The following is a 20,943-nucleotide window of genomic DNA, read 5'->3' as shown; positions in this document are numbered from 1 at the left end:
TTCAGCCGTCCTTGCGCGCCAGCGCGTCGACCTGGGCCAGCCGCTGCGGGGTGCCGACGTCGTGCCAGTGGCCGCGGTGCAGCGCGCCGCCGACGCGGCCTTCGCGCATCGCCGCCCGCAGCAGCGGCGCGAGCTTTGCCGGCGCGTCCGGATCGAGGCTGTCGAACAGCGAGGGGTGATAGGCGCCGATGCCGGAGAAGGTGAGCCGGCCGTCGTTCTCGTCGTATACGCGGTCGTCACGCAAGACGAAGTCGCCGCCCGGATTGTGTGGCGGGTTGGGCACCATCAGCAGGTGGGCGAGGTCGCCGTCGGCGTGCAGCGCCGATGCGGCCTGCGCGAGGGCCGCGAAGTCCGCATCGCACCAGATGTCGCCATTGACCACGACAAACGGAGCGTTGCCGAGCAGCTGGCGCGCGTGCGCGATGCCGCCGGCGGTTTCCAGTGCGCCTTCAGGTTCTGCCGACCAGGCGATGCGGACGCCGAGCGCACTGCCGTCGCCGAGCGCCTCGACCAGCTTGTGGCCGAGGTGGGCGTGGTTGATCACGAGGTCGGTGACGCCGGCCGCCCGCAGTGCGTTGATATGCCAGACGATGAGCGGCCGGCCGCCGACTTCGAGCAGCGGCTTGGGGAGGTGGTCGGTCAGCGGGCGCATGCGCTCGCCGCGGCCGGCGGCGAGGATCATCGCTTTCATCAGAAGGTGTAGCCGGCCTGCGGCGTGATGCCTTCAAGGCGGTTGAGCAGCCTGGCCAGCGGCGCAAGATCGCGGTAGCGGCTGGCAGTGGCAAGCAGATGCTTCATCACGCGCGGCATGTCTTTCAGGTAGCCGTCCTTGCCGTCGCGGTGGTACAGGCGGGCGAAGATGCCGAGCACTTTCAGGTGGCGCTGTGCGCCCATGAACTCGTAGTCGCGGTGGAAGTCAGCGAAGTCCTCGCGCACCGGCAGGCCGGCGCGCTTTGCGTCCTGCCAGTAGCGGATGAGCCAGTCCAGCGTCTGCTCCTCGTCCCAGGCGATGTAGGCGTCCTTGAACAGGCTGACCAGGTCATAGCTGATCGGGCCGTACACGGCGTCCTGGAAGTCGAGCACGCCGGGGTTGGGCATCGTCACCATCAGGTTGCGGCTGTGGTAGTCGCGGTGCACGAACACCTGCGGCTCGGCCAGATTCACGTCGAGGATGCGGTCGAACACATCGTACAGCGCGGTCGTCTCGGCCTCCGACAGTTCGGCCTTCAGATGGCGCCCGACGTACCACACCGGGAACAGTTCCATCTCCGCCAGCAGGCGGTCGCGGTCGTACTCGGGCAACACGCCGGGCCGGCTGGCTTTCTGCATGGCGATCAACGCGGTGGTGGCGTCGAAATAGAGCGCCGGGGCGTTTTCTGCGTCGAGCACATCAAGATAGGTGGTGCTGCCGAGGTCGGACAGCAGCAGGAAACCCTGTTCGACATCCTGCGCGCGCAGCGCCGGCACATGGGCGCCGGCCGCCTCGAACAGCGCCTGCACGGCAACGAAGGGGCGGCAGTTTTCCTGCGGCGGCGGAGCGTCCATCGCGATGTGGGTGCTGCCGTCGGGCAGCGTCACCCGGAAATAGCGGCGGAAGCTGGCGTCGGCCGAGGCCGGGCGGATGTCGAGGGTCTGGCCGGGAAACTGCGCCTGCAGCCAGGCAGTGAGTGCGTCGAGGCGCGGGTCTTGGGTCATGTTCGGTGGGTCCGGGGCGGCTGACCGGCGGGCCGGCGTCGCGATCTGCAAATTGTTGCCATCGCAGGCCGGCAACCGGGTCGCGTTTGATAAGATGCGCGATTCTATAACGCGGCTGCGTGCAAGCCGGCGATCCGTCGCCCGGGCGCGAAAGCCGGAGTTCAACCCGCGATCAGCCCGCTTCCAGCCCTCTCATTCGTGCTCAGGCGTTCCGTCATTCTCTATCTGGCCTGGATGGCCTGCGGCGCACAGGCGGCCGATGCACTTCCTTCGCTGAAGGTCGATCCGTCCCTGGTGCCGCCGTCACAGCGGCCGGCCAAGACGGGCGCCGCCAAGCCGGCCGCTGCGCCGAAGCAGCCGGCCGCGACCGGCGGCGCTGCGGCGCCGGCCGAGACGCCGGCGGCTGCACCGGGCGTGGAAGTGTTTCCGGTGGCGACGCCGGGACAGCCGGCCGCAGAGGCACCGGTTGCCGTCGAAGCGGCGCCGGCTCCAGCGCCTGCTCCGGCTCCAGCTCCAGCGCTGAAGGCCGCTCCGGCGTCCGTCAGACCGGCTGCTGCACCTGTCGCGCCGGCGACGGCATCGAATGCCCGCAACCTGCCGCCGCTGAAGGTCGACCGTTCGCTGGTCAAGGCGCCGCCGGGCGCGCGCGTTGCACCGCCGACGGCGCAGGCCGCGCTTGACGAGGCACCGCCCTACCGCAACGTGACGACGGCGCGCAACATGCCGCCGCTCAAGGTCGATAGATCGCTGATGGGCACGCCGCCGGTGGCGCGTCGGCGTGTGCCGGCGGGTCAGACCGGCGAGACCGTCATTGCCGGTGCGCCGGCCGCGCAGGAAGCGGACGTCACCGGAGCGCTGCCGCCGCAGGTGCCGGAGGACGACGAGACGCGCATGCTCAAGGGGGCGATCACGCTGTCGGAGTACGTCGAGCGTCACCCCGAGTCGCGCGCGACGCTGATCGCCGCCGATCAGCTGGACGGCACCACCGACGCCGTGATGCGCGCCGAAGGCACTGCCGAACTGCGCCGCGCGACCACCTCGCTGACTGCCGATTCCATCGTCTATGAGCCGCCTACAGACGAACTGCGGGCGCAGGGCAATGTGCGCCTGGTACGCGGCGAGGACGTGGTCGAGGGCCCGTCGCTGCGTTACCAGTTGACGCGCAGCGAGGGCGTGTTCGACAAGCCGCGCTACACCGTGCGGCGCAATCTGCAGACTGGCGAGAACCTGCGTACCACCACCGGCCGCGGTGAAGCCGACGTGATGGAGTTTCTCGGCGAGAACCGCATCCGCATGGAGAACGCGACCTACTCGACCTGCGGCCCGGAAAACCCGGACTGGTATGCGCAGGTCGATACGCTCAATCTCGACTTCGAGTCGGAAGAGGGCGAGGGCCGCAACGGCAAGATCATCTTCAAGGGTGTGCCGGTCCTGTATTCGCCCTGGCTCGATTTCTCGCTGAACAATCGCCGCAAGTCCGGTTTCCTGACGCCCACCTTCGGTGTGACCAACCGCACCGGTATCGACCTGCTGCTGCCGTACTACTGGAATATCGCGCCGAACATGGATGCCACCATCGGCCTGCGCGTACTCGGTACGCGCGGCCTGATGCTCAGCAGCGAGTTCCGCTACCTGCAGGAAGACTATGCCGGCAAGATACGGCTCGATTACCTGCCGAGCGATCGTCTGGCAGAGCGTGATCGCTACGCCTTCAGCATGCAGCACGCGCACCGGTTCAACGAGCGCCTGACTGGCTCGCTGAACATCAATTCGGTATCGGACCGCGACTACTACACCGACCTGGGGTCGCGCCTCGCCATCACGTCGATCAGCTATCTGCCGCGCGAGGGTTCGTTGTCGTATGCCGGCGACTGGTGGACCTTGAGTGCCAAGGCGTCCGAGTACCAGTCGCTGGCCAACCGGCCCGACATCTACCGACAGATACCATCGGTCACGTTCAACGCGCTGCGTTCCGACCTGCCGGGCGGTCTGGTGTTCAGCACGCTGGCCAACTACACCGATTTCCGCATCGACGATGTGACGCGCGACCAGGGTCGTCGTGCCGTCGTCTATCCGCAGCTGTCGCTGCCGATGCGCAACTCCTACATGTTCATCACGCCCAAGGTCGGCGTGCATCTGAGCAATTACGATCTCGATCGCGGAACCGCGAACGCTGCGCAGTCGACCTCGCTGTCGCGGTCGATCCCGATCTTCAGTCTCGACGCCGGCACCGTCTTCGAGCGCGATTCCGACCTGTTCGGTCAGGGCTACATACAGACCTTCGAACCGCGTATGTACTACGTGCTGTCGACCTACAAGGACCAGTCGAAGTATCCGGTGTTCGACAGTGCGCTGGCCGACTTCAACTTCGCGCAGATCTTCTCGGAGAACGTGTTCGTCGGCCAGGACCGTATCGCCGACAGCAATCAGGTCACGACGGCCGCGATCTCGCGTTTTATCGATCCGGTCAATGGCTCGGAGCGTGCTCGCCTCGCGCTGGGGCAGCGCTTCTACTTCAGCGACCAGCTGGTCACCTTGCCCGGCGGCACGCCCCGTACAGAACGCGTCGCCAGCACGCTGGCCGCGGTGTCCGGCGAACTGTTGCCGAAGACCTGGGTCGATGCGGCCGTGCAGTACAACACCGACCTTTCGCAGACCGAGCGCTACAACCTGACCATGCGCTGGAATCCGCGCGAGGCGCAGGTGCTGAATGCGTCCTACCGTTTCCGCCGCGCCTCGACCACGATTGGAGACGTGCGCGATCTCGACCTGTCGGCGCAGTGGCCGCTGACGAATCGCTGGTACGCCGTGGCGCGCCACAACTATTCGATCGCCGAGCGTCGTCTGGTCGAAGGCCTCGCAGGTTTCGAGTACAACGGCGGCTGCTGGGTGGGCCGCTTCGTGTTCCAGCGTATCGCCACCAATGTGCAACGTACCCGCACCGCGCTGTTCTTCCAGCTCGAGCTCAACGATTTCTCGCGCATCGGCTCCAACCCGCTCGATGCACTCAAGCGCAGCATTCCCGGCTACGGCCAGATCAACCAGAGTGCCGCCGACCCGATTTTCGGCGACGATTTCTGACGGACTTATCCCAATGCTGAACAAACTGATTCCGGCCTGCCTGCTGGCCGTTCTGGGCCTCCTCGGCGCAGCGGTCGCGCAGGCGCAGCCGAACGGGCAGGCAGAGCCCTCCGATGTGGTCGAAGTGGATCGCATCGTTGCCGTCGTCAATAGCGACGCGATCACCCTGTTCGAACTGCGCTCGCGTACCGAACAGGCGATTGCCCAGTTGCGTGGACGCAACGTGACGCCGCCGCCGCGCGAGGACTTCGAACGGCAGGTGCTGGAGCGGATGATCTACGAGAAGGTGCAACTGCAGCACGCGGAAGAGACGCAGATGCGCATCGACGATCGCATGCTCGAAGCCGCGCTCGGACGCATTGCCGAGAGCAACAACATGAACGCGACCCAGCTGCGTTCAGCGGTCGAGCGCGACGGCATCCCGTGGCCGCGCTTCCGCGAGGACATCCGCAAGGAAATCATCCTCAGCCGCCTGCGTGACCGCGAGGTCGAAAGCCGCGTCGTGGTGACCGAGGGCGAGATCGACAACTATCTCGCCAACCCGGAGCGCAAGGCCGACCAGCGCGAGGAGTTCAATGTGTCGCACATCCTGCTGCGCGTACCCGAAGGGGCCAGCCCGGAAACGCTGATGCGTCTGAAGGCGCGCGCCGACGCGGCGATGGAACAGCTGGCCAAGGGCGAGGATTTCGCCCGTGTCGCGGCGTCCTACTCCGATGCGCCGGATGCACTGTCCGGCGGCAGCCTGGGCTGGCGTCCGCTTGATCGCCTGCCGCAGCTGTTCGCCGACATGCTGCCCAATCTGAAGCCGGGGCAGGTGAGCGAGGTGATGCGCAGCCCGGCCGGCTTTCACATCATGAAGCTGGTGGAGAAGCGCGGCGGTGCCGGCGCCAGCGATGCCCGCGTCAGTCAGACGCGCGCCCGCCATATCCTGATCAAGACCTCGGAAGTGGTGAATGACGCCGAGGCGCGTCGCCGCCTGACAAGCATCAAGGAGCGCCTGGACAACGGTGGCGATTTCGAGGAACTGGCGCGCTCCAACTCGCAGGATCTGTCGGCTGCCAAGGGCGGCGATCTCGGCTGGCTCTACCCGGGTGACACGGTGCCGGAGTTCGAGAAGGTGATGAATGCGCTCGAACCGGGCAAGGTGAGCGAACCGGTGCAGTCGCCTTTCGGCTGGCATCTGATTCAGGTGGTCGAACGCCGGGTCGAGGACGTATCGACCGAACGTCAGCGTGCCGCCGCCCGCCTCGCGCTGCGCGAGCGCAAGGCGGAAGAGGTCTATCAGGACTGGGTGCGTCAGCTGCGCGATCGCGCTTACGTCGAAATCCGTCTGAACGACGAGCGATGAGACCGCGGTGAACCGCCCCCGCATCGCAGTCACCAGCGGCGAACCGGCCGGAGTCGGCCCCGAACTGTGCGCGGCCCTGTGCGGCCGACGCTTCGCCGCCCGGCTGGTGGTGCTCGGCGATGCCGGCCTGATTGCCGAGCGCGCACAGGCGGCCGGCTTGCAGGTGCGACTGCGCGCATATGACCCGGCAAGCGATGCCGACGACAGCGCGCTCGAAGTGCTGCACAGCCCGCTGGCCGTGCCCTCGACGGCCGGGCGACTCGACGTCGCCAACGCCCGCTATGTGCTGTCGCTGCTCGACCGCGCCCGCGACGGCTGTGTCAGTGGCGAGTTCGCCGCCATGGTGACGGCGCCGCTGCACAAGGGCGTCATCAACGACGCCGGCGTGCCCTTCTCCGGTCACACCGAATACCTGGCCGACAGCACTGGTACGCCGCGCGTCGTCATGATGCTGGCCGGCCGCACCGGCGCGAACGCCGACGGCCCCTGGCTGCGCGTGGCGCTGGCCACTACCCACCTGCCGCTGTCCGCCGTGCCGGCCGCCATCACGCGCGAGTCGCTGACGCAGACGCTGCGCATCCTCGACGCCGACCTGCGCACCCGCTTCGGCATCGCCCGTCCGCACATCGTGGTCGCCGGCCTCAATCCGCACGCCGGGGAGAGCGGGCACATGGGGCGCGAGGAGATCGACGTGATCACGCCGGTGCTCGACGCGCTGCGGGCTGAAGGCATGCATCTTGAAGGCCCGCTGCCGGCCGACACGCTGTTCGTGCCGCGGCACCTAGACGGCGCCGACGCCGTGCTGGCGATGTTCCACGACCAGGGCCTGCCGGTGCTGAAGTACGCCACCTTCGGTCACGGCATCAACATCACGCTCGGCCTGCCCATCATCCGCACCTCGGTCGATCACGGCACTGCGCTTGACCTGGCCGGCAGCGGCCGCGCTGACGCGAGCAGTCTGGTCGAGGCGGTCGAGGCGGCCATTGCGATGAGCGGACACTGATGGAACAGCACCGCGCCCGCAAACGCTTCGGCCAGAACTTCCTGGTCGATGGCAACATCATCCGCAAGATCGTCGCGGCCATCGATCCGAAGCCGGGTCAGGTGATGGTGGAGATCGGTCCCGGTCTGGGCGCGATGACGCGACCGGTGACCGAGCGGATCGATCACCTGCACGTGGTCGAGATCGACCGCGATCTCGCGCAGCGCCTGCGCGAAGGCGACCTCGCGCCGAAGCTCGATATACACGAGACCGACGCGCTGAAGTTCGACTTCGGCGCGCTCGGCGACGACGTGCGGGTGATCGGCAACCTGCCGTACAACATTTCCAGCCCGCTGCTGTTCCACCTCGCCGATCACGCCGAACGCGTGCGCGACATGACCTTCATGCTGCAGAAGGAAGTGGTCGATCGCATCGTCGCCGCACCGGACACCGACGAGTACGGTCGGCTGTCCGTCATGCTGCAGTACCGCTTCGAGTGCGCCCACCTGTTCGACGTGCCGCCGGGCGCCTTCCGGCCGGCGCCCAAGGTGATGTCGGCCATCGTGCATCTGCGCCCGCGCCCGGTCGAACAGCTGACCGCACGCGATCCGCTGCTGATGTCGGCCATCGTCAAGGCCGCCTTCGGCCAGCGCCGCAAGACGCTGCGCAACACGCTACGCGAGCACCTCGACGCGGCGGACTGGGACGCGCTGGGCATCGACCCGTCACGCCGCGGCGAAACCCTCGAAGTTGCCGACTACGTGCGGATCGCCAACCACTGCGCCGAGCGCCGCTGAGGTCCTCAGGCGTCCTTGCGGATGCCGCAGGTGCTGATGCCCAGCAAGGGATAGACCGGGCAGAAATTGAACAGCCCGGTCAGCAGCGGCACCACGCCAATATAGCCCCACACGCCGATCTGCCCCATTGCCGCCAGTGCGATCAGTGCGGCGCCGACGACGATGCGCAGGATCTTGTCGATGCCGCCCACATTGCTTTTCATGATCGTTCTCCCGAGTAGGTAAGGTGTGACGTCATGGTCCGCGCGGAGCCATCCGCCTTCAGTGACCCAGGTTACACAGCGTGCGCACGGCCCCGGCAGTTGTCCGTACAGGGCTGTTGACATCGGAAAATGACATATGGATAGTTGCGCGATCTTCGTGAACGAGGTCGTCGCCGGACATGTCGCTCGCCCACAGCATCGTCTGCTGCGCCCTTGCGCTGCTCGGTACGTTCGCGGTGCAGGCGCGCGAGCCGGCCGAGCGCCTGCTGGACGAACAGCGTCAGGCCGCGGAGCGCTCGCGACTGGAACGCGACGCACTGCCACCTGCGGACGCACCCGCTCCGGCGCTGCACGTGCGTCCCGATTCGGTCGTCGAGGACGGCGTCGTTATCGAGCGGCCATCGATAGAGATCGACGCTGCAGGCCTGCTGCCGGCGCATGTGCTGGCCTCGCTGACCGACGAGTTCTCTGCCGTGCCGCTTGGCGTGCGCCGCATCGCGCTGCTGCTTCGCCGCGTGGACGCCCGGCTGGTCGAGGCGGGCTGGATCACCAGCCGGTCGCGGCTGGTCACCCTCGACCTCGCGCGAAATCTGCTCCGTATCGAGGTCGTGCCCGGCCGCGTCGAGGCGATCCGCTCGGCTGACGCGCCACCGTCGGCAGTCACCCGTGCCTTTCCGCTGGCGGCCGGCGACGTACTGACGCAGGAAGCGCTCGAACAGGGCGTGCAGCAGATCAACCGGCTGCGCATGGTGCAGGCTCAGGTGCGCGTTCTGCCGGGCGGGCAGGACGGAGGAAGCGTGATCGACCTCGCGCTGCAGCCGCGACAGAGCACCTCGGTGTCCATCGGCGCGGACAACCTGGGTACGCGGTCGACCGGAACCGGCCGCGCCCGCGTCGGCCTGCGTTTCGGCAATCGCCTCGGTCTGTTCGAGGACGTTCAACTCATGCACCTGCGCAGCGCCCACAGTGAGGCCCTGCTGGCCTCGCTGTCGGTGCCCGATGGCTTCAACACCTGGTCGGCGACGCTGTCCGGATCCCGTTCGGACAGTACGCTTGCCGGGCTGTCCTTCGACAGTTCGGCGCGGACCGCCGTCATCGGCTGGAACCGCGTGCTCGCGCTCGATGCAGAGCGACGCGACGCGCTGGATCTGAGCGTCCAGCGCACGCGCATCGCACGCACCCTCGGACCGATCGAACTCGACACGCGGCGCAGCACGGTGGCGCGCCTTGCCTGGAGCCGGACCGGGCGCTTCGGTCAGACACAGTACTTCGTCGAGCCGTCGCTGTCGGTCGGACTGCGGTCCTTCGGCGCCGAGGTCGACGCGGAGCGACTGCCGGCGAGTCACACCCACTACCAGTTCGCGAAGTGGTCACTGGCCGCTGCGGCCGTGGCGCGGGACGACGGCGGGCACATCGAATTCGCATCGCAACTGACGGTACAGCGCACCGGCGTCAGCCTGCCCGGTGCAGAGCAGTTGCTGCTCGGAGGACTGAACACGGTGCGCGGCTTCGACGAGGCGGCGGTGGCAGGCGATACCGGCTACCTGCTGCGCTGCGAGGTGCGCTTCCCGACCGCTTTCGGCCGCGGTACGCAGGTGGCCACGCCGTTCGTCCATTTCGATCAGGGCGCGACGCGGTTGATCGACGGGCCGCGCATGACACTGGCGGGCGCTGGAGCCGGTGTGCGCGGCAGCACCGCGGACTTCGTGTGGGAAGCCGTCATCAGCGCGCCGCTGCGCCGCCCCGAGGCACTTCCCGACAGTGGCTGGACCATCCGCTTTGCCCTTGGCTATGCCATCTGACGGACGCGCACGGAGCACACGATGACCCCAGTTCGACCCTCGATTTGCACCACGCTGCTGGTATTCGCGGTAGCGGTGTCCGCCGCCAGTCCGCCGGACGAACGCACGGCCGCAGCCGCCGCGACGCAGGCCCTTGCGCACGACCTTTTGTGGCGGCGCGCGCTGGCAGCCGGTTTCGACGATGGCACCGGCGCTTCCGACCCTGACCGGAGGCAGGCGGCGATCGACGCCTACGTCGGCAGCCGCGTCCGCCCCGTCGAACCGAGCGAACAGGCGCTGCAGGCGCGCTATCGCGATCTGCTCGGGAGGACGGGACCGCAGGAGTACCGCATCAGGCTGCTGCAGAGCGACGACGCTGCCGCCGTGAGGTCTGCGCACGAGCGTGCGAAGGCCGGCGTTCCGTTCGCGCAGCTTGCCGGTGAACTGTCCCGCGTGCCGTCGGCCGCCCGTGGCGGCGAACTGGGCTGGGTCGGCTTTGTCCTGCCACCGACCCACGGTCGGACAAACGGTCTGCCGCTGGAGATTGCCCATGTGCTGCCTCGGCTCACGCCGGGTCAGGTGAGCGAGCCACTGGCGCTGACCGACAGCTGGGCCCTCGTGCTGCTCGAAGCGGTGCGCGATACGCAGCGGCCGTCGTTCGAAAGCGTGCGCGAAACGCTGCGCGCGCTCTTCCTGCGCGAATCGGCGCTGGCGCAGGCGCGCGCACTGGGTGTGGAAATCGTCCACGAAGCCATGGGCTCGCGACCGTGAGACAGGAGGTCCGCATGCGTTCGATCCGTCGCCGCCTGTCGGCATGGATGTCCGTTGTCATGCTGGTGGCCTCGCTGCCGGTGCGTGCCGACCTGACGCCGGACGTGACCGCCGCCGCGCATCAGCAGGCCCGCGTCGGGTCGGTCGGTGGCGTATCGGTCGTCGATATCGTAGCCGCCGACGCCCGCGGCACCTCGCACAACCGATGGTCGGCCTTCGACGTGCCGGCGCGGGGCCTGGTACTGAACAACGCGCCGACGGGTGCAAACTCCTTGCTGGCCGGCGCGCTGGCGGCCAATCCCAATCTCGGCGGTGCGGCAGCGAGCCTCATCGTCAACGAGGTGACCGGCAACCGTCCGAGCGCGCTGCTGGGACAGATCGAAGTGGCCGGGCAAGCGGCGCGACTGGTCATCGCCAATCCGAACGGCATCACCTGCGACGGCTGTGGCTTCATCGGCACGCCGCACGTGCAGCTGACGACAGGTCGGCCGGTCTGGGCGGACGACGCACTGCGCTTCGACGTGACCGGTGGCCGCATCGACATCGGCACCAACGGACTGGCCGCACTGGCGGCGCGCATCGATCTGATCGCGCAGACCGTGCGCACGCGGGGCGAGCTGCGTACGACCGGCGACGCAAACCTGTTCGCCCGCCGGGCTGTGGTCGACAGCACGTCGCTGGTGCCGGACGACCTCGCGGCGTATCCGCAGGGCAGCGACGACTTCATCGCCATCGACATCGGCCAGACCGTCGGCGCCGGCAGCATCCAGCTGATCGCGATGGGCGAGAACATCGGCGTGCGCACCTCCGCGCCGCTGCTCGCTGCCGCCGACATCCTGATCGCGTCGCGCCAGACCGTGCTTCTCGACGGCGCGGTAAACGCCGGGCGCGACGTCGAGTTCTACAACATCGGCGCCATGGACTCCGCGCTGTCCGCGTCGGTCGAGGCAGGTCGCCATCTGAAGTTTGTCGGCACCGGTCTTGATCTCGCGGCGGCCGCGAGCATGAGCGCGGGTGGCGACATCGGTCTGGGCTTCGTCGGCGACAACTCAGACGGCTGGACGGCGCTGCGCAACGCCGGGCGCATCGATGCCGGCGGCGCGCTGTCAATGTCCGGTCTCGGCATGGGCCTGAACACGGGCGTCATCCACTCGGGCGGCACGATGAACGCAGCCGCCGCAACGGTTCGTGTGCCCGATCATCGCCGGCATCTGACAGGCGCTCATTCCAGTCGCGCGATTGATGACGAGCGGGCGCCGGTGCGGATGCTCAACGCCGGCACGATGTCGGCCGGACTCGATCTGTTCGTGAACGCGGCTGACAACGAGGGCGGCACGCTGGTCGCGGCGCGCGATCTTTTCCTGTGGCAGGAGCCGCAGCAATCCGCTGCGTCCGGTAACGCATCGGCCGGGCGCGACCTCTTCCTGTTCGCGCCGGTGCCTGATGAACATGAGCCGCCGCAGGTGAGCGGCCGGCTGTTCCGCGCGGCGAGCGATCTTTACCTGCTCGACGCGCCGGACATCCTGAGCGACCACGACACGCTGCGCACGCAACTGCTCGCGGGCACGGCAACCCCCAGCGGGTCGGGCACCGACGACTATGTCAATCGCGACACGCTGGCGGCCGGGCGTGATCTGCATGTTGTGCTCGACGCGCGCTTCGCCAACGCGTCGGTGATCGAAGCGGGCCGCGATCTGACCATCGTAGCGAAAGAGGTCAGCAACGAAACACGGGTCGACAGCCGCCGTGTCGAGGTCGCTTACGAATACTTCGACGGCTGCCGAACCGAGTATGCCGGCGTCTGCAGCGCCGATATCGAACAGCCGGCGGCGCCGGCGACCATGGTGGCCGGACGCGACCTGACAGTCAGCGCGCAGCGTTTCGTCAATCGCGGTGCGCGCGTGCTCGCGGGCGGACGCATCGACATCACGGCGCCCGACTTCCTGAACGAAGACAGGCGCTACGGCGCGACCTGGTCCTCGCGCTACTCGCTGATCGATCCGGACTCCCAGTTCGGCGACGACGGTAGCTGCGACGTCGCCACCGACGTCTGTCTCGACCCGATCGACTGGATGCGCAACGCATCCGGCAGCGTCGAGCTGGGCGTGCTGCCGGGCGTCATCCAGGCAGGGGCGGACTTCTCGGTCGGCCAGCCTCCGGATGGCGGCGCCGGTGGAACACCGGGTGGAGGCACGCCTCCGCCGACTGCCCCGATCCCGTCGGTGGACGGCTTAGCCCTCTTGCTGGCTTCGCTCGCCCGGCTGATCGACCAGGGCTCGGGCAGCCTGGGCAACGTTCCGGCGGCGCCGTCCTCCTTCGTCAATACCGGCAGCATCCACGCCAGCAGCATCGCGGTGCGCGCCGACCACATCCGCAACGGTTTTGACGTGGTCGCGGACTACTACCACCGGACCGCCGAGTTGTCGCTGCCGCCGGCCGCCGTCGACGTAGCGGCTTACGGCACCCACGGCGGTCTTGCGGTGCCGCCGGGCGATTACAGCGGTGCAGCGCTGATGCGCCTGCTGCCGGCGGACCTCGCCAGCAGTGCACCGTTCGCGCTGACGCCCGAGGAGGAAACTGCAGCGCTGCGCAACGCGCTGCTCGCGACCACGCACCGTGGCTGGATATTGCCCGGGCTGAGCTGGGACCCGCTGACCGGGCAATCGCCCGAGGCCCAGCAGCGCACGCTGCTGGCGGCGAACGGCTATGCGTTCGCCGTCGAGCACGGCATTCCGATGGGGTCGGCGCTTGGCGAGGCGCAGCAGTCGCTGCTGAGATCGCCCATCCTCTGGTACGTCGAGCGCGATGGCGCACTACGCCCGTGGATCTATCTGCCGGAGGACTGGCAATCTCAGCTTGCGGTGATTCCGGGCGGTCTGCTTGATGCTGACGTCGGCATCGTCATCGTCGGCCGCACGGTCGACAACACCGGCTTCGTGCTGTCGGACGGAACGCTGTCGGTGACCGCCGACGAACTGCTGAACCGCAAGCGCTCGGCCTATTACTACGAGGAATTCAAGGTCGACGGCGGCACGCTGATCGTCGAAGGCAGCCAGGTACAGGCCGGCGGCTTCATGCAGGCTGCACAGTGGGCGCTCGATGTTGATCGCATCCAGTCGTTGTCAGGCGAGTTCCGTCTGCTCGGCGACGGCGTCGACGACACGCGGCAGCGCAGTGCAGCCTTCGAAGCACAACTGGCCGAGGAACTGGGCAGCCGTTTCGTGCGCGATGTGGCGCGCGACGACCTGCACTACCGCTTCGAGAAGGACTTCGGTTTCAGCGACGTGATGGGCCTGGCGACCAGCTTCCTGGTCGCCTCGATGATAGGTGTGGACGTGTCCACCTTCATCGGCAGCTTCGCTTCGCCCGGCTCAGCCTTCGCGGCGGCCTCCTCGGCGGGCGCGGCCGGTTTCGGCAACACCGTGGCCAGCGCCTTCGTGACGCAGACGATCTCGTCCTCGGTCGGCCAGATGGTGGCCAGCGGTCGCCTCGACATCGGCAACGCGCTGAACAGCGGCCTGGCGGCCGGCCTGAGTGCCGGATCCGCACAATGGACCGGAACGACCTTCAACGATCCCCTGCAGCGCTACGCCGCCCGAGCGCTGACTTCTGGTCTGATCGGCGAGGTGACCGGCAGCAGCTTCGAAGCCGCGCTGCTCTATTCGGCTGTCAATCAGGCCTCCGCCCTGGGGGCAGGCCGGATCGGTGACGGCGTGTTCGGCGAGCATGGCAGCGTCGGCCACCTGCTCGCGCACGGCGCACTGGGCGCACTCGCCGAAGCCGCGCGCGGCGGTGACCCGATGGCCGGCGCACTGGGCGCAATGACCGCGACGCTGATCGAACGTCCGCTCGATGAAGCGCTGGGCCTGAGCGGAACGGCGCAGGGCCATGCGTTGTTGACCGCGTTCAGCATGATGGCCGGCGGTGCCGTCGCCGATGCGGCCGGCGGCGATCCGCTGGCGGGCGCATTCTCCGCGCAGAACGTGACCCTGTTCAACTTCCTGAAGCACCCGGAGCAGGACCGCTACGCCAGTGCGAAGAACGCCTGCGGTGGCGACGCCGCCTGTCTGCAGGCGGTCGACGCCGACTTCGGCCAGCTGTCGCAGGCGAACAAGCGGGTGCTGGCCGAAGCACGTATCGCGTGCGATACGACCGGCTTCTGTACCGACTACTACCGTCTGATGACGGAGGCCATGCCGCTCGGCATGGGTGCGCAGCTTCCCGGCGGCATCGACCCCGAAAACCCCTGGCTCGGCGTCCAGCAGAATGCCGACGCCATCGCCTACAACCTGGCCCTGTTCGACCGCCTGATGGCGCGCCCGCTGTCGGCCGAAGTCGTGCGCCAGGACTTCACGCCCGACCCCGAGGCCTATCAGTTCGCGCCGCAGGGCAGCAGCCACTACGTCGGCGCCAACACCGCCCAGAACATCGACAAGGTCGTCGTGCTGTCCGCGGCCGGTGCATCGCTGCTGCTGCCGGGACCGGAGGACCTGGCCGTGGGTGCGGTGCTGACGACCCAGGCGGGGCAGTTCGTTGCGCGGGTAATCGAGGTTGGCGGGCAGAAGTTGCTGCGCCTGTTCGATGGCGCAATCTCAAATGGAAGCGTCCCTACGCCCGAAACTGGCTTGGCAAAGGCGTCAATCTCCCTTGTATATGACAAGGTTGAGAGGGTATGGAAGACGCCTGCAGGATTAGACTATGGCATCGGCTCCGTTCACGGCAATCGTGTTAAGCATGTGCTGGATCACGCTGTTCCAAATCCCAGCAAACCGAAACACACTGTTTTCAACGTGGAGAGAGACCAGGTGCTGGCATTAGTTGATGAGGCATGGAGGTTGCGAGGGCAGCCGCTCTCGAATGATCCAGGATCGTATGTCGTGTCAATGAATAAGGTTGTGGGGACTACGGGTGAGACAAGGATAAAAATCGTTGTTAGGCCAGGGACAAACAAGTTGATAACTGCCTATCCGATCAAATGAGGCGAGAGTGCCGACCATGCTATGTCCTCGATGTCAGCAGGATGAAGTACTCGAAGTACGCGTCCGTAGGACCGGAACTAGGCTCTATGTGTGTCCAGAGTGCGAGGCGACTTGGCTTTGCGAGGGAAGCATCAGTGAGGATGCGTTTCTCGACTTTGGTACTTATATGGAGGGATTGGGCATGTCGCCGCTATGGGATGAACTCGACTTCCAGAAGCCTCCCCGTTCAGATTAGGTTTGAAGACTAGGTGCATACGTGGCTATTGCGTTCCCTGCCATCACAAATTGAGCCGACTTCACTACTGTCGTCGAGAGCAATGCCATATCTTCATAGCTAAACCCCCTCGGCGCCCGCGTACACGGCAGATCTGTCCCGAACATCAGCGCCTCCGGATTCACCGCATCGATCCGGCGCAGCGCCTCTGCGACGTCGAAGTCACACCGTCCGAATCCCGTCGCCTTCACCTTGATGCCGCGCTCGACCAGCCACAGCAGATCGTCGAAGCCCTCGGCAGTGAGGCCCAGGTGATCGATGGATACCCTGGGCAGTCGCGCGAGCAGGGCGCGCAGGCCGGCGAGGTGGCGGTTGGCGACGTAGAGTTCGACGTGCCAGCCGCACAGTTCATGCACGCGCAGCGCCATGCGTTCGAGCTGGGATACGTCTTCCGAGCCGCCGCGCTGCAGGTTGAAGCGTACGGCGCGCACGCCCTTTGAATCCAGGCCGAGGATGACGTCGTCCGGCGTGTCTGCCGGCAGTTGCGTCACGCCGACGAAGCCGGGGCCGAGGCGGGCGAGGGCGTCGAGCAGATAGGTCTGGTCGAAGCCCTGGAAGCTGCCGGAGACGACGGCGCCGCCGGTGATGCCCAGCGGCCTGGCGCGGGCGAGGTAGTCGTCGACGGTGAAGAAGTCCGGCAGATAGCCCTGGTTCGGGATCAGCGGGAAGCCGGGGGCGATGATGTGCAGGTGGGCGTCGAACAGGCCGCCCTCCACGTCGGGCAGAGCGGCGCTGTCCATGGGCGGTGCCGTCCTACTTGCGTTCGGCGGCCAATGCGCGCAGGCCGGCCGGGTCGAGGATGTCGATCTGGTTGCGGCCGAGCGCGACCAGGCCCTGTTCGGCGAAGCTCTTCAGCAGTCGGCTGACGATTTCGCGCACGCTGCCCAGTTCGTCGGCGAGCTGCTGGTGCGTCGTGTGCAAGGTCTGTCCGTGGCCGAGCAGCAGTGCGGCCAGACGCTGGTCGAGCCGCTGGAAGGCGATGGCTTCGACCAGCTGCATCAGTTCGGCCACGCGCTCGGCGAACAGGCTGAACACGAACTGCCGGAAGGCGGGCTCCGACAGCAGGCGGTCGAACAGCGAAGTCGGCAGCACCAGCAGCCGGGCCGGCGTTTCGGCGACCGCGTGGGCGTTGTAGTCGATGTGGCCGAGCAGGCAGGCGCTCGATATGACGCAGGTTTCGCCGGCATGCACGCGGTACAGCGGCAGCTCGCGGCCGTTGGCCGAGGATTTCGCCACCTTCACCTGCCCTTCGAGCACGAAGGGGAAACCGCCGCAGGGCTGGTGCTCGTCGAAGATGCGGGTGCCGGCCGGCACCTCCATCGCGCGGCCTTCCCTCTCGATCAACGCGCGTGCTTCCGGCGACAGGCCGGCGAGCAGCGGATAGATCGCGGTCAGTGCGTCGGTGTGTCCGTTCATGACAGCGTGGCGATGACGGGTGCGTGATCGGACGGGCGCTCCAGCTTGCGCGGTGCCTTGTCGACCACGCAGGCGGTGCAGCGCGCAGCCAGCGGCGCCGACAGCAGGATGTGGTCGATGCGCAGGCCGAAGTTGCGGCGGAAGGCGCCGGCACGGTAGTCCCACCAGGACCAGCTTTTCTCCGGCTGCTCGAACAGGCGGAAGGCGTCGGTCAGGCCGAGCGCGATCAGGCCGGCGAAGGCGGCGCGTTCCTCCGGCGACACGTGGATGTCATCCTTCCAGTCCGGGTGGGCGTCGCGCGGTTCGGGCGCGATGTTGTAGTCGCCGAGCAGCGCCAGCTGCGGGTGACGGGTCAGTTCGTCGCGCAGCCAGTCGGTCAGCGCGGTGAGCCAGCGCATCTTGTATTCGAACTTTTCCGAGCCGACCGCCTGGCCGTTCGGGAAATAGGTGCACACGATGCGCACGCCATCGACCGTCGCGGCGATGACGCGCTTCTGTTCGTCGTCGAAGCCGGGGATGCCGATCTGCACGTCCTCGGCCGGCCGCTTCGACAGGATCGCCACGCCGTTATAGGTCTTCTGGCCGCTGATGGCGCTGTGATAGCCGGCCGCCTCGAGTTCGGCGCGCGGGTAGTTGGCGTCTTCCGTCTTGGTTTCCTGCAGGCACACCACGTCCGGCTGCTCGGTGGCGAGCCAGTCGGTCAGGTGGGGCAGGCGGACTTTCAGCGAATTGACGTTCCAGCAGGCAATCTTCATCGGTATCGGTGTCGCGGGCAGACGGTGAGCGGGCAAGGCCCCGCAGGGCCGCCGCATTGTCCCATCTGCGCCGGGCACTGAACAGTTGCGGCGGCGCGGACTTCAGCGCGGCGCGGGCGGCTCCGCGGTCTGGCCGGTGCCGTCGGCGGCAGCACCCTCCGGCGCTTCGGGCGCGGTGGTGGCCGGTTTCGGTTGCTGCGGCTTGGCACTGCCCTTGGCCGGGTAGCCGGCGCGGTCGAGCAGGCGGGTCCAGGCGTCGGCGCTGAAGCCCATCAGCTGGTCGGCACCCGCGGCGATGGCCGGCACGCGGGCCTCCTTCACCTTGAAGCGCGTGGCGAAGGCCTGCTTCTGCTCTTCGGTGGTGATGCGCTGTTCGCTGTAGGCGATGCCGCGATTCTTCAGCAGCGCCTGCGCCGACTCGCACAGCGTGTCGCACTCATTGCCGAACCAGACCGTGACCGGCGCATTCTTCATCGCCTCGCGTTCGGCATAGCTCGCGCCCTGCTCGACCACGCTGGGCTGCAGCTTCTTCTCGGTCGCCGCACGCGCGTCAGCGGGCGGTGGTGTGTCCGAGTAGTGAGTGCGGCCCTGGGCGTCCTTCCACTTGTAGGTCTGGGCCAGGACCGGTGCGGCGCACATGGCGCCGGCGATAGTCACGCAGATCAGTCTGCGCAGCGTCATCATCGTCTCCTCAGGCAGCAGCCACCATGCCGCTGTGACGCAGCAGCGCGTCGGGTTTGGGTTCGCGGCCGCGGAAGGCCTTGAACGATTCCAGCGCCGGGCGCGAACCGCCGACGGCGAGGATTTCGTCCCAGAAGCGGCGGCCGGTGGCGGTGTCGAGCACGGTGCCGGCGACGCCGCGCGCCTCCTCGAACGCTTCGAAGGCGTCGGCCGACAGCACTTCGGCCCACTTGTAGCTGTAGTAGCCGGCCGCATAGCCGCCGGCGAAGATGTGGCTGAAGCTGTTGGCGAAACGGTTCCACTCGGGCGGGCGCACCACGGCCACTTCATCGCGCACTTCGCCGAGCAGCTGCAGCAGGGTCTTGTCGCCGCCGGGTACGAAGTCGTGGTGCAGGCGCAGGTCGAACAGCGAGAACTCGATCTGGCGCAGCGTCTGCATGCCGCTCTGGAAGTTCTTGGCGGCGATCATCTTGTCGTACAGCGCGCGCGGCAGCGGCTCGCCGCTGTCGACGTGGGCGGTCATGCCCGAGAGCACATCCCATTCCCAGCAGAAGTTCTCCATGAACTGGCTGGGCAGTTCGACCGCGTCCCACTCGACGCCGTGGATGCCGGACACCGGCAGGTCGTCGACGCGGGTGAGCAGGTGGTGCAGGCCGTGGCCGCTTTCGTGGAACAGCGTGATCACGTCGTCATGGGTGAAGGTGGCGGGCTTGCCACCGACCGGCGACGGGAAGTTGCAGTTCAGGTAGGCGACCGGCGTCTGCACGCCGCCGCTGACCGCGCGACGGGTGATCGCCTCGTCCATCCAGGCGCCGCCGCGCTTGGTTTCGCGCGCGTACAGGTCGAGGTAGAACTGGCCGACCAGTTCTCCGTCGCGTTCGATACGGAAGAAGCGGACGTCCGGGTGCCACACCGGCGCAGTGTCCGGCTTGATCGTGACGCCATAGAGCCCTTCGACCACGCGGAACAGGCCTTCCAGCACCTTGTGCTCAGGGAAGTACTGCTTCACTTCCTGTTCGGAGAAGTCGTAGCGCTGCACGCGCAGCTTTTCCGACACCCAGGTCATGTCCCAGGGCTGCAGTTCGTCGAGACCGAATTCGTTGCGGGCGAAGGCGCGCAGTTCGTCGAGGTCGCGCTGCGCGTGCGGCCGGGCGCGGCCGGCGAGGTCGCGCAGGAAGTCCATCACCTGTTCCGGCGTGTCCGCCATCTTCGGCACCAGCGACAGCTCGGCGAAGCTGGCGAAGCCCAGCATCTTCGATTCTTCGGCGCGCAGCGCCAGGATGCGGGCGATCAGTGGCGTGTTGTCGCGCTCCGCCTCGCCGAACTCGGAGGCGCGGGTGGCGTAGGCGCGGTACATGCGGGCGCGCAGTTCGCGGTTGTCGGCGTACTGCATGACCGGCAGGTAGGACGGCATGTGCAGCGTGAACTTCCAGCCATCGCGCTCGTCGCGCTGGGCGGCTTCGCGCGCCGCCTCGATGCTGTCTTCCGGCAGACCGGCCAGCAGCGCCTCGTCGGTGACGTACTCGGCGAAGGCATTGGTCGCGTCGAGCAGGTTCTCGCTGAACTTCGCCGACAGCGCGGCCAGTTCTTCCTGGATTTCCTTGAAGCGCGGCTTCTGATCTTCGGGCAATTCGGCGCCGGACAGGCGGAAATCGCGCACCTCGTTGTCGAGGATGCGCTGGCGCGCCGGCGACAGCGTCGCGTATTCGGGCGACTCGCGCAGCGCCTTGTACTTGGCGAACAGCGCGAGGTTCTGGCCGAGCGCGCTGTAGAAGCGGGTGATGTCGGGCAGTGTCGCGTTGTAGGCCTCGCGCCACGCCGGCACGTCATTGACGCCGTGCAGATGTCCGACGATGCCCCAGGCGCGGTTCACCTGCTCGCCCATGTCGGTGATCGGCGCCGCGAAGCTGTCCCAGGTGGGGGGCTCGGCGCGCGCAGTCAGGTCGTCGATCAGCGCCTGATAGCGCTTGAGCAGCTCGCCGATGGCCGGTGCGACGTGTTCGGGCTGCACCGCATCGAAGCGGGGCAGGGAGGAAAAATCGAGCAATGGATTCGTGGTCATGGTGTGCGGACTGTTCGGTACGGGTTGACACGTGCGGTGGTCGCGCGCGGATTTCAATGGGGATTCTAGCCCGCTCTGCGCGCCGCTCACTCAAGTTGGGCATTTCCATGCCGAAAGC

15 protein-coding genes are annotated in these 20,943 nt (G+C 67.3%); 7 read left to right on the top strand and 8 right to left on the bottom strand.

Annotation, left to right across the window (positions count from 1 at the left end; genetic code table 11):
- Nucleotide 1: 1 nt before the first annotated feature.
- Together murU and WDZ97_RS14070 are read right to left on the bottom strand one after the other, a co-directional pair.
- On the bottom strand, nt 2–682 hold the full coding sequence (gene murU, locus WDZ97_RS14075) for an N-acetylmuramate alpha-1-phosphate uridylyltransferase MurU (protein ID WP_425763390.1): 681 nt from the start codon (nt 680–682) through the stop codon (nt 2–4).
- 8 nt (nt 683–690) lie between these two features.
- A complete protein-coding gene (locus WDZ97_RS14070; protein ID WP_304000409.1) occupies nt 691–1,695 on the bottom strand; it encodes an aminoglycoside phosphotransferase family protein in 1,005 nt (334 codons plus the stop codon).
- Between the two features lie 198 nt (nt 1,696–1,893).
- On the opposite strand from WDZ97_RS14070, the gene WDZ97_RS14065 reads away from it, so the two are divergent.
- From WDZ97_RS14065 to rsmA, 4 genes are read left to right on the top strand one after another with little or no spacing between them, the layout of a single operon-like run.
- The gene (locus WDZ97_RS14065; protein WP_425763159.1) at nt 1,894–4,776 is read left to right on the top strand and encodes an LPS-assembly protein LptD; all 2,883 of its coding nucleotides are present in this window, start codon (nt 1,894–1,896) and stop codon (nt 4,774–4,776) included.
- A gap of 13 nt (nt 4,777–4,789) precedes the next feature.
- Nucleotides 4,790–6,124 (top strand): peptidylprolyl isomerase, encoded by a 1,335-nt coding sequence (locus WDZ97_RS14060; protein WP_425763158.1) that lies wholly within the window; start codon nt 4,790–4,792, stop codon nt 6,122–6,124.
- Nucleotides 6,125–6,131: 7 nt separating this feature from the next.
- A complete protein-coding gene (gene pdxA / locus WDZ97_RS14055) occupies nt 6,132–7,127 on the top strand; it encodes a 4-hydroxythreonine-4-phosphate dehydrogenase PdxA (RefSeq protein WP_425763157.1) in 996 nt (331 codons plus the stop codon).
- Nucleotides 7,127–7,903 carry a 16S rRNA (adenine(1518)-N(6)/adenine(1519)-N(6))-dimethyltransferase RsmA gene (rsmA, locus tag WDZ97_RS14050; RefSeq protein WP_425763156.1) on the top strand — a complete coding sequence of 259 codons (777 nt, stop codon included), beginning with the start codon at nt 7,127–7,129 and terminating at the stop codon, nt 7,901–7,903. The genes pdxA and rsmA overlap by 1 nt, the downstream gene beginning before the upstream one ends.
- A gap of 5 nt (nt 7,904–7,908) precedes the next feature.
- On the opposite strand, the gene WDZ97_RS14045 is transcribed toward rsmA, so the two are convergent.
- Nucleotides 7,909–8,106, bottom strand: a complete 198-nt coding sequence (locus WDZ97_RS14045; RefSeq protein WP_020165766.1) for a YgaP family membrane protein — start codon at nt 8,104–8,106, stop codon at nt 7,909–7,911.
- Nucleotides 8,107–8,285: 179 nt separating this feature from the next.
- Between WDZ97_RS14045 and WDZ97_RS14040 the strand changes: the two genes are divergently transcribed.
- From WDZ97_RS14040 to WDZ97_RS14030, 3 genes are read left to right on the top strand one after another with little or no spacing between them, the layout of a single operon-like run.
- The gene (locus WDZ97_RS14040; RefSeq protein WP_425763155.1) at nt 8,286–9,908 is read left to right on the top strand and encodes a ShlB/FhaC/HecB family hemolysin secretion/activation protein; all 1,623 of its coding nucleotides are present in this window, start codon (nt 8,286–8,288) and stop codon (nt 9,906–9,908) included.
- A 21-nt stretch (nt 9,909–9,929) separates the two neighbouring features.
- Nucleotides 9,930–10,658, top strand: a complete 729-nt coding sequence (locus WDZ97_RS14035; protein WP_425763154.1) for a peptidylprolyl isomerase — start codon at nt 9,930–9,932, stop codon at nt 10,656–10,658.
- Nucleotides 10,659–10,672: 14 nt separating this feature from the next.
- Nucleotides 10,673–15,637 carry a filamentous hemagglutinin N-terminal domain-containing protein gene (locus WDZ97_RS14030; protein WP_425763153.1) on the top strand — a complete coding sequence of 1,655 codons (4,965 nt, stop codon included), beginning with the start codon at nt 10,673–10,675 and terminating at the stop codon, nt 15,635–15,637.
- A gap of 231 nt (nt 15,638–15,868) precedes the next feature.
- Here the strand turns inward: WDZ97_RS14030 and WDZ97_RS14025 are convergent, their stop codons facing one another.
- The 5 genes from WDZ97_RS14025 to WDZ97_RS14005 all read right to left on the bottom strand — a co-directional run bounded on the left by WDZ97_RS14025 (nt 15,869) and on the right by WDZ97_RS14005 (nt 20,825).
- A complete protein-coding gene (locus WDZ97_RS14025; protein ID WP_425763152.1) occupies nt 15,869–16,651 on the bottom strand; it encodes an amidohydrolase family protein in 783 nt (260 codons plus the stop codon).
- A gap of 13 nt (nt 16,652–16,664) precedes the next feature.
- Nucleotides 16,665–17,327 carry a Crp/Fnr family transcriptional regulator gene (locus tag WDZ97_RS14020; protein WP_425763151.1) on the bottom strand — a complete coding sequence of 221 codons (663 nt, stop codon included), beginning with the start codon at nt 17,325–17,327 and terminating at the stop codon, nt 16,665–16,667.
- Nucleotides 17,324–18,082, bottom strand: a complete 759-nt coding sequence (gene xth / locus WDZ97_RS14015; protein WP_425763150.1) for an exodeoxyribonuclease III — start codon at nt 18,080–18,082, stop codon at nt 17,324–17,326. Before xth ends, WDZ97_RS14020 begins: the two co-directional genes overlap by 4 nt.
- Before the next feature lie 102 nt (nt 18,083–18,184).
- A complete protein-coding gene (locus tag WDZ97_RS14010) occupies nt 18,185–18,763 on the bottom strand; it encodes a DUF4124 domain-containing protein (protein ID WP_425763149.1) in 579 nt (192 codons plus the stop codon).
- 10 nt (nt 18,764–18,773) lie between these two features.
- On the bottom strand, nt 18,774–20,825 hold the full coding sequence (locus WDZ97_RS14005; RefSeq protein WP_425763148.1) for a M3 family metallopeptidase: 2,052 nt from the start codon (nt 20,823–20,825) through the stop codon (nt 18,774–18,776).
- Nucleotides 20,826–20,943 lie beyond the last annotated feature (118 nt).

The sequence above is a fragment of the Methyloversatilis sp. MC4-4 genome (assembly GCF_049843555.1).
Taxonomy (GTDB): domain Bacteria; phylum Pseudomonadota; class Gammaproteobacteria; order Burkholderiales; family Rhodocyclaceae; genus Methyloversatilis; species Methyloversatilis discipulorum_B.
This window is presented reverse-complemented; position numbering and strand designations above follow the sequence as displayed.

Bases quoted from the DNA above. Each gene is read 5' to 3' on its own strand.
- murU (WP_425763390.1), bottom strand. From the start codon at position 682: ATGATCCTCGCCGCCGGCCGCGGCGAGCGCATGCGCCCGCTGACCGAC.
- WDZ97_RS14070 (WP_304000409.1), bottom strand. From the start codon at position 1,695: ATGACCCAAGACCCGCGCCTCGACGCACTCACTGCCTGGCTGCAGGCG.
- WDZ97_RS14060 (WP_425763158.1), top strand. From the start codon at position 4,790: ATGCTGAACAAACTGATTCCGGCCTGCCTGCTGGCCGTTCTGGGCCTC.
- rsmA (WP_425763156.1), top strand. From the start codon at position 7,127: ATGGAACAGCACCGCGCCCGCAAACGCTTCGGCCAGAACTTCCTGGTC.
- WDZ97_RS14045 (WP_020165766.1), bottom strand. From the start codon at position 8,106: ATGAAAAGCAATGTGGGCGGCATCGACAAGATCCTGCGCATCGTCGTC.
- WDZ97_RS14040 (WP_425763155.1), top strand. From the start codon at position 8,286: ATGTCGCTCGCCCACAGCATCGTCTGCTGCGCCCTTGCGCTGCTCGGT.
- WDZ97_RS14035 (WP_425763154.1), top strand. From the start codon at position 9,930: ATGACCCCAGTTCGACCCTCGATTTGCACCACGCTGCTGGTATTCGCG.
- WDZ97_RS14030 (WP_425763153.1), top strand. From the start codon at position 10,673: ATGCGTTCGATCCGTCGCCGCCTGTCGGCATGGATGTCCGTTGTCATG.
- WDZ97_RS14025 (WP_425763152.1), bottom strand. From the start codon at position 16,651: ATGGACAGCGCCGCTCTGCCCGACGTGGAGGGCGGCCTGTTCGACGCC.
- WDZ97_RS14020 (WP_425763151.1), bottom strand. From the start codon at position 17,327: ATGAACGGACACACCGACGCACTGACCGCGATCTATCCGCTGCTCGCC.
- xth (WP_425763150.1), bottom strand. From the start codon at position 18,082: ATGAAGATTGCCTGCTGGAACGTCAATTCGCTGAAAGTCCGCCTGCCC.
- WDZ97_RS14010 (WP_425763149.1), bottom strand. From the start codon at position 18,763: ATGACGCTGCGCAGACTGATCTGCGTGACTATCGCCGGCGCCATGTGC.
- WDZ97_RS14005 (WP_425763148.1), bottom strand. From the start codon at position 20,825: ATGACCACGAATCCATTGCTCGATTTTTCCTCCCTGCCCCGCTTCGAT.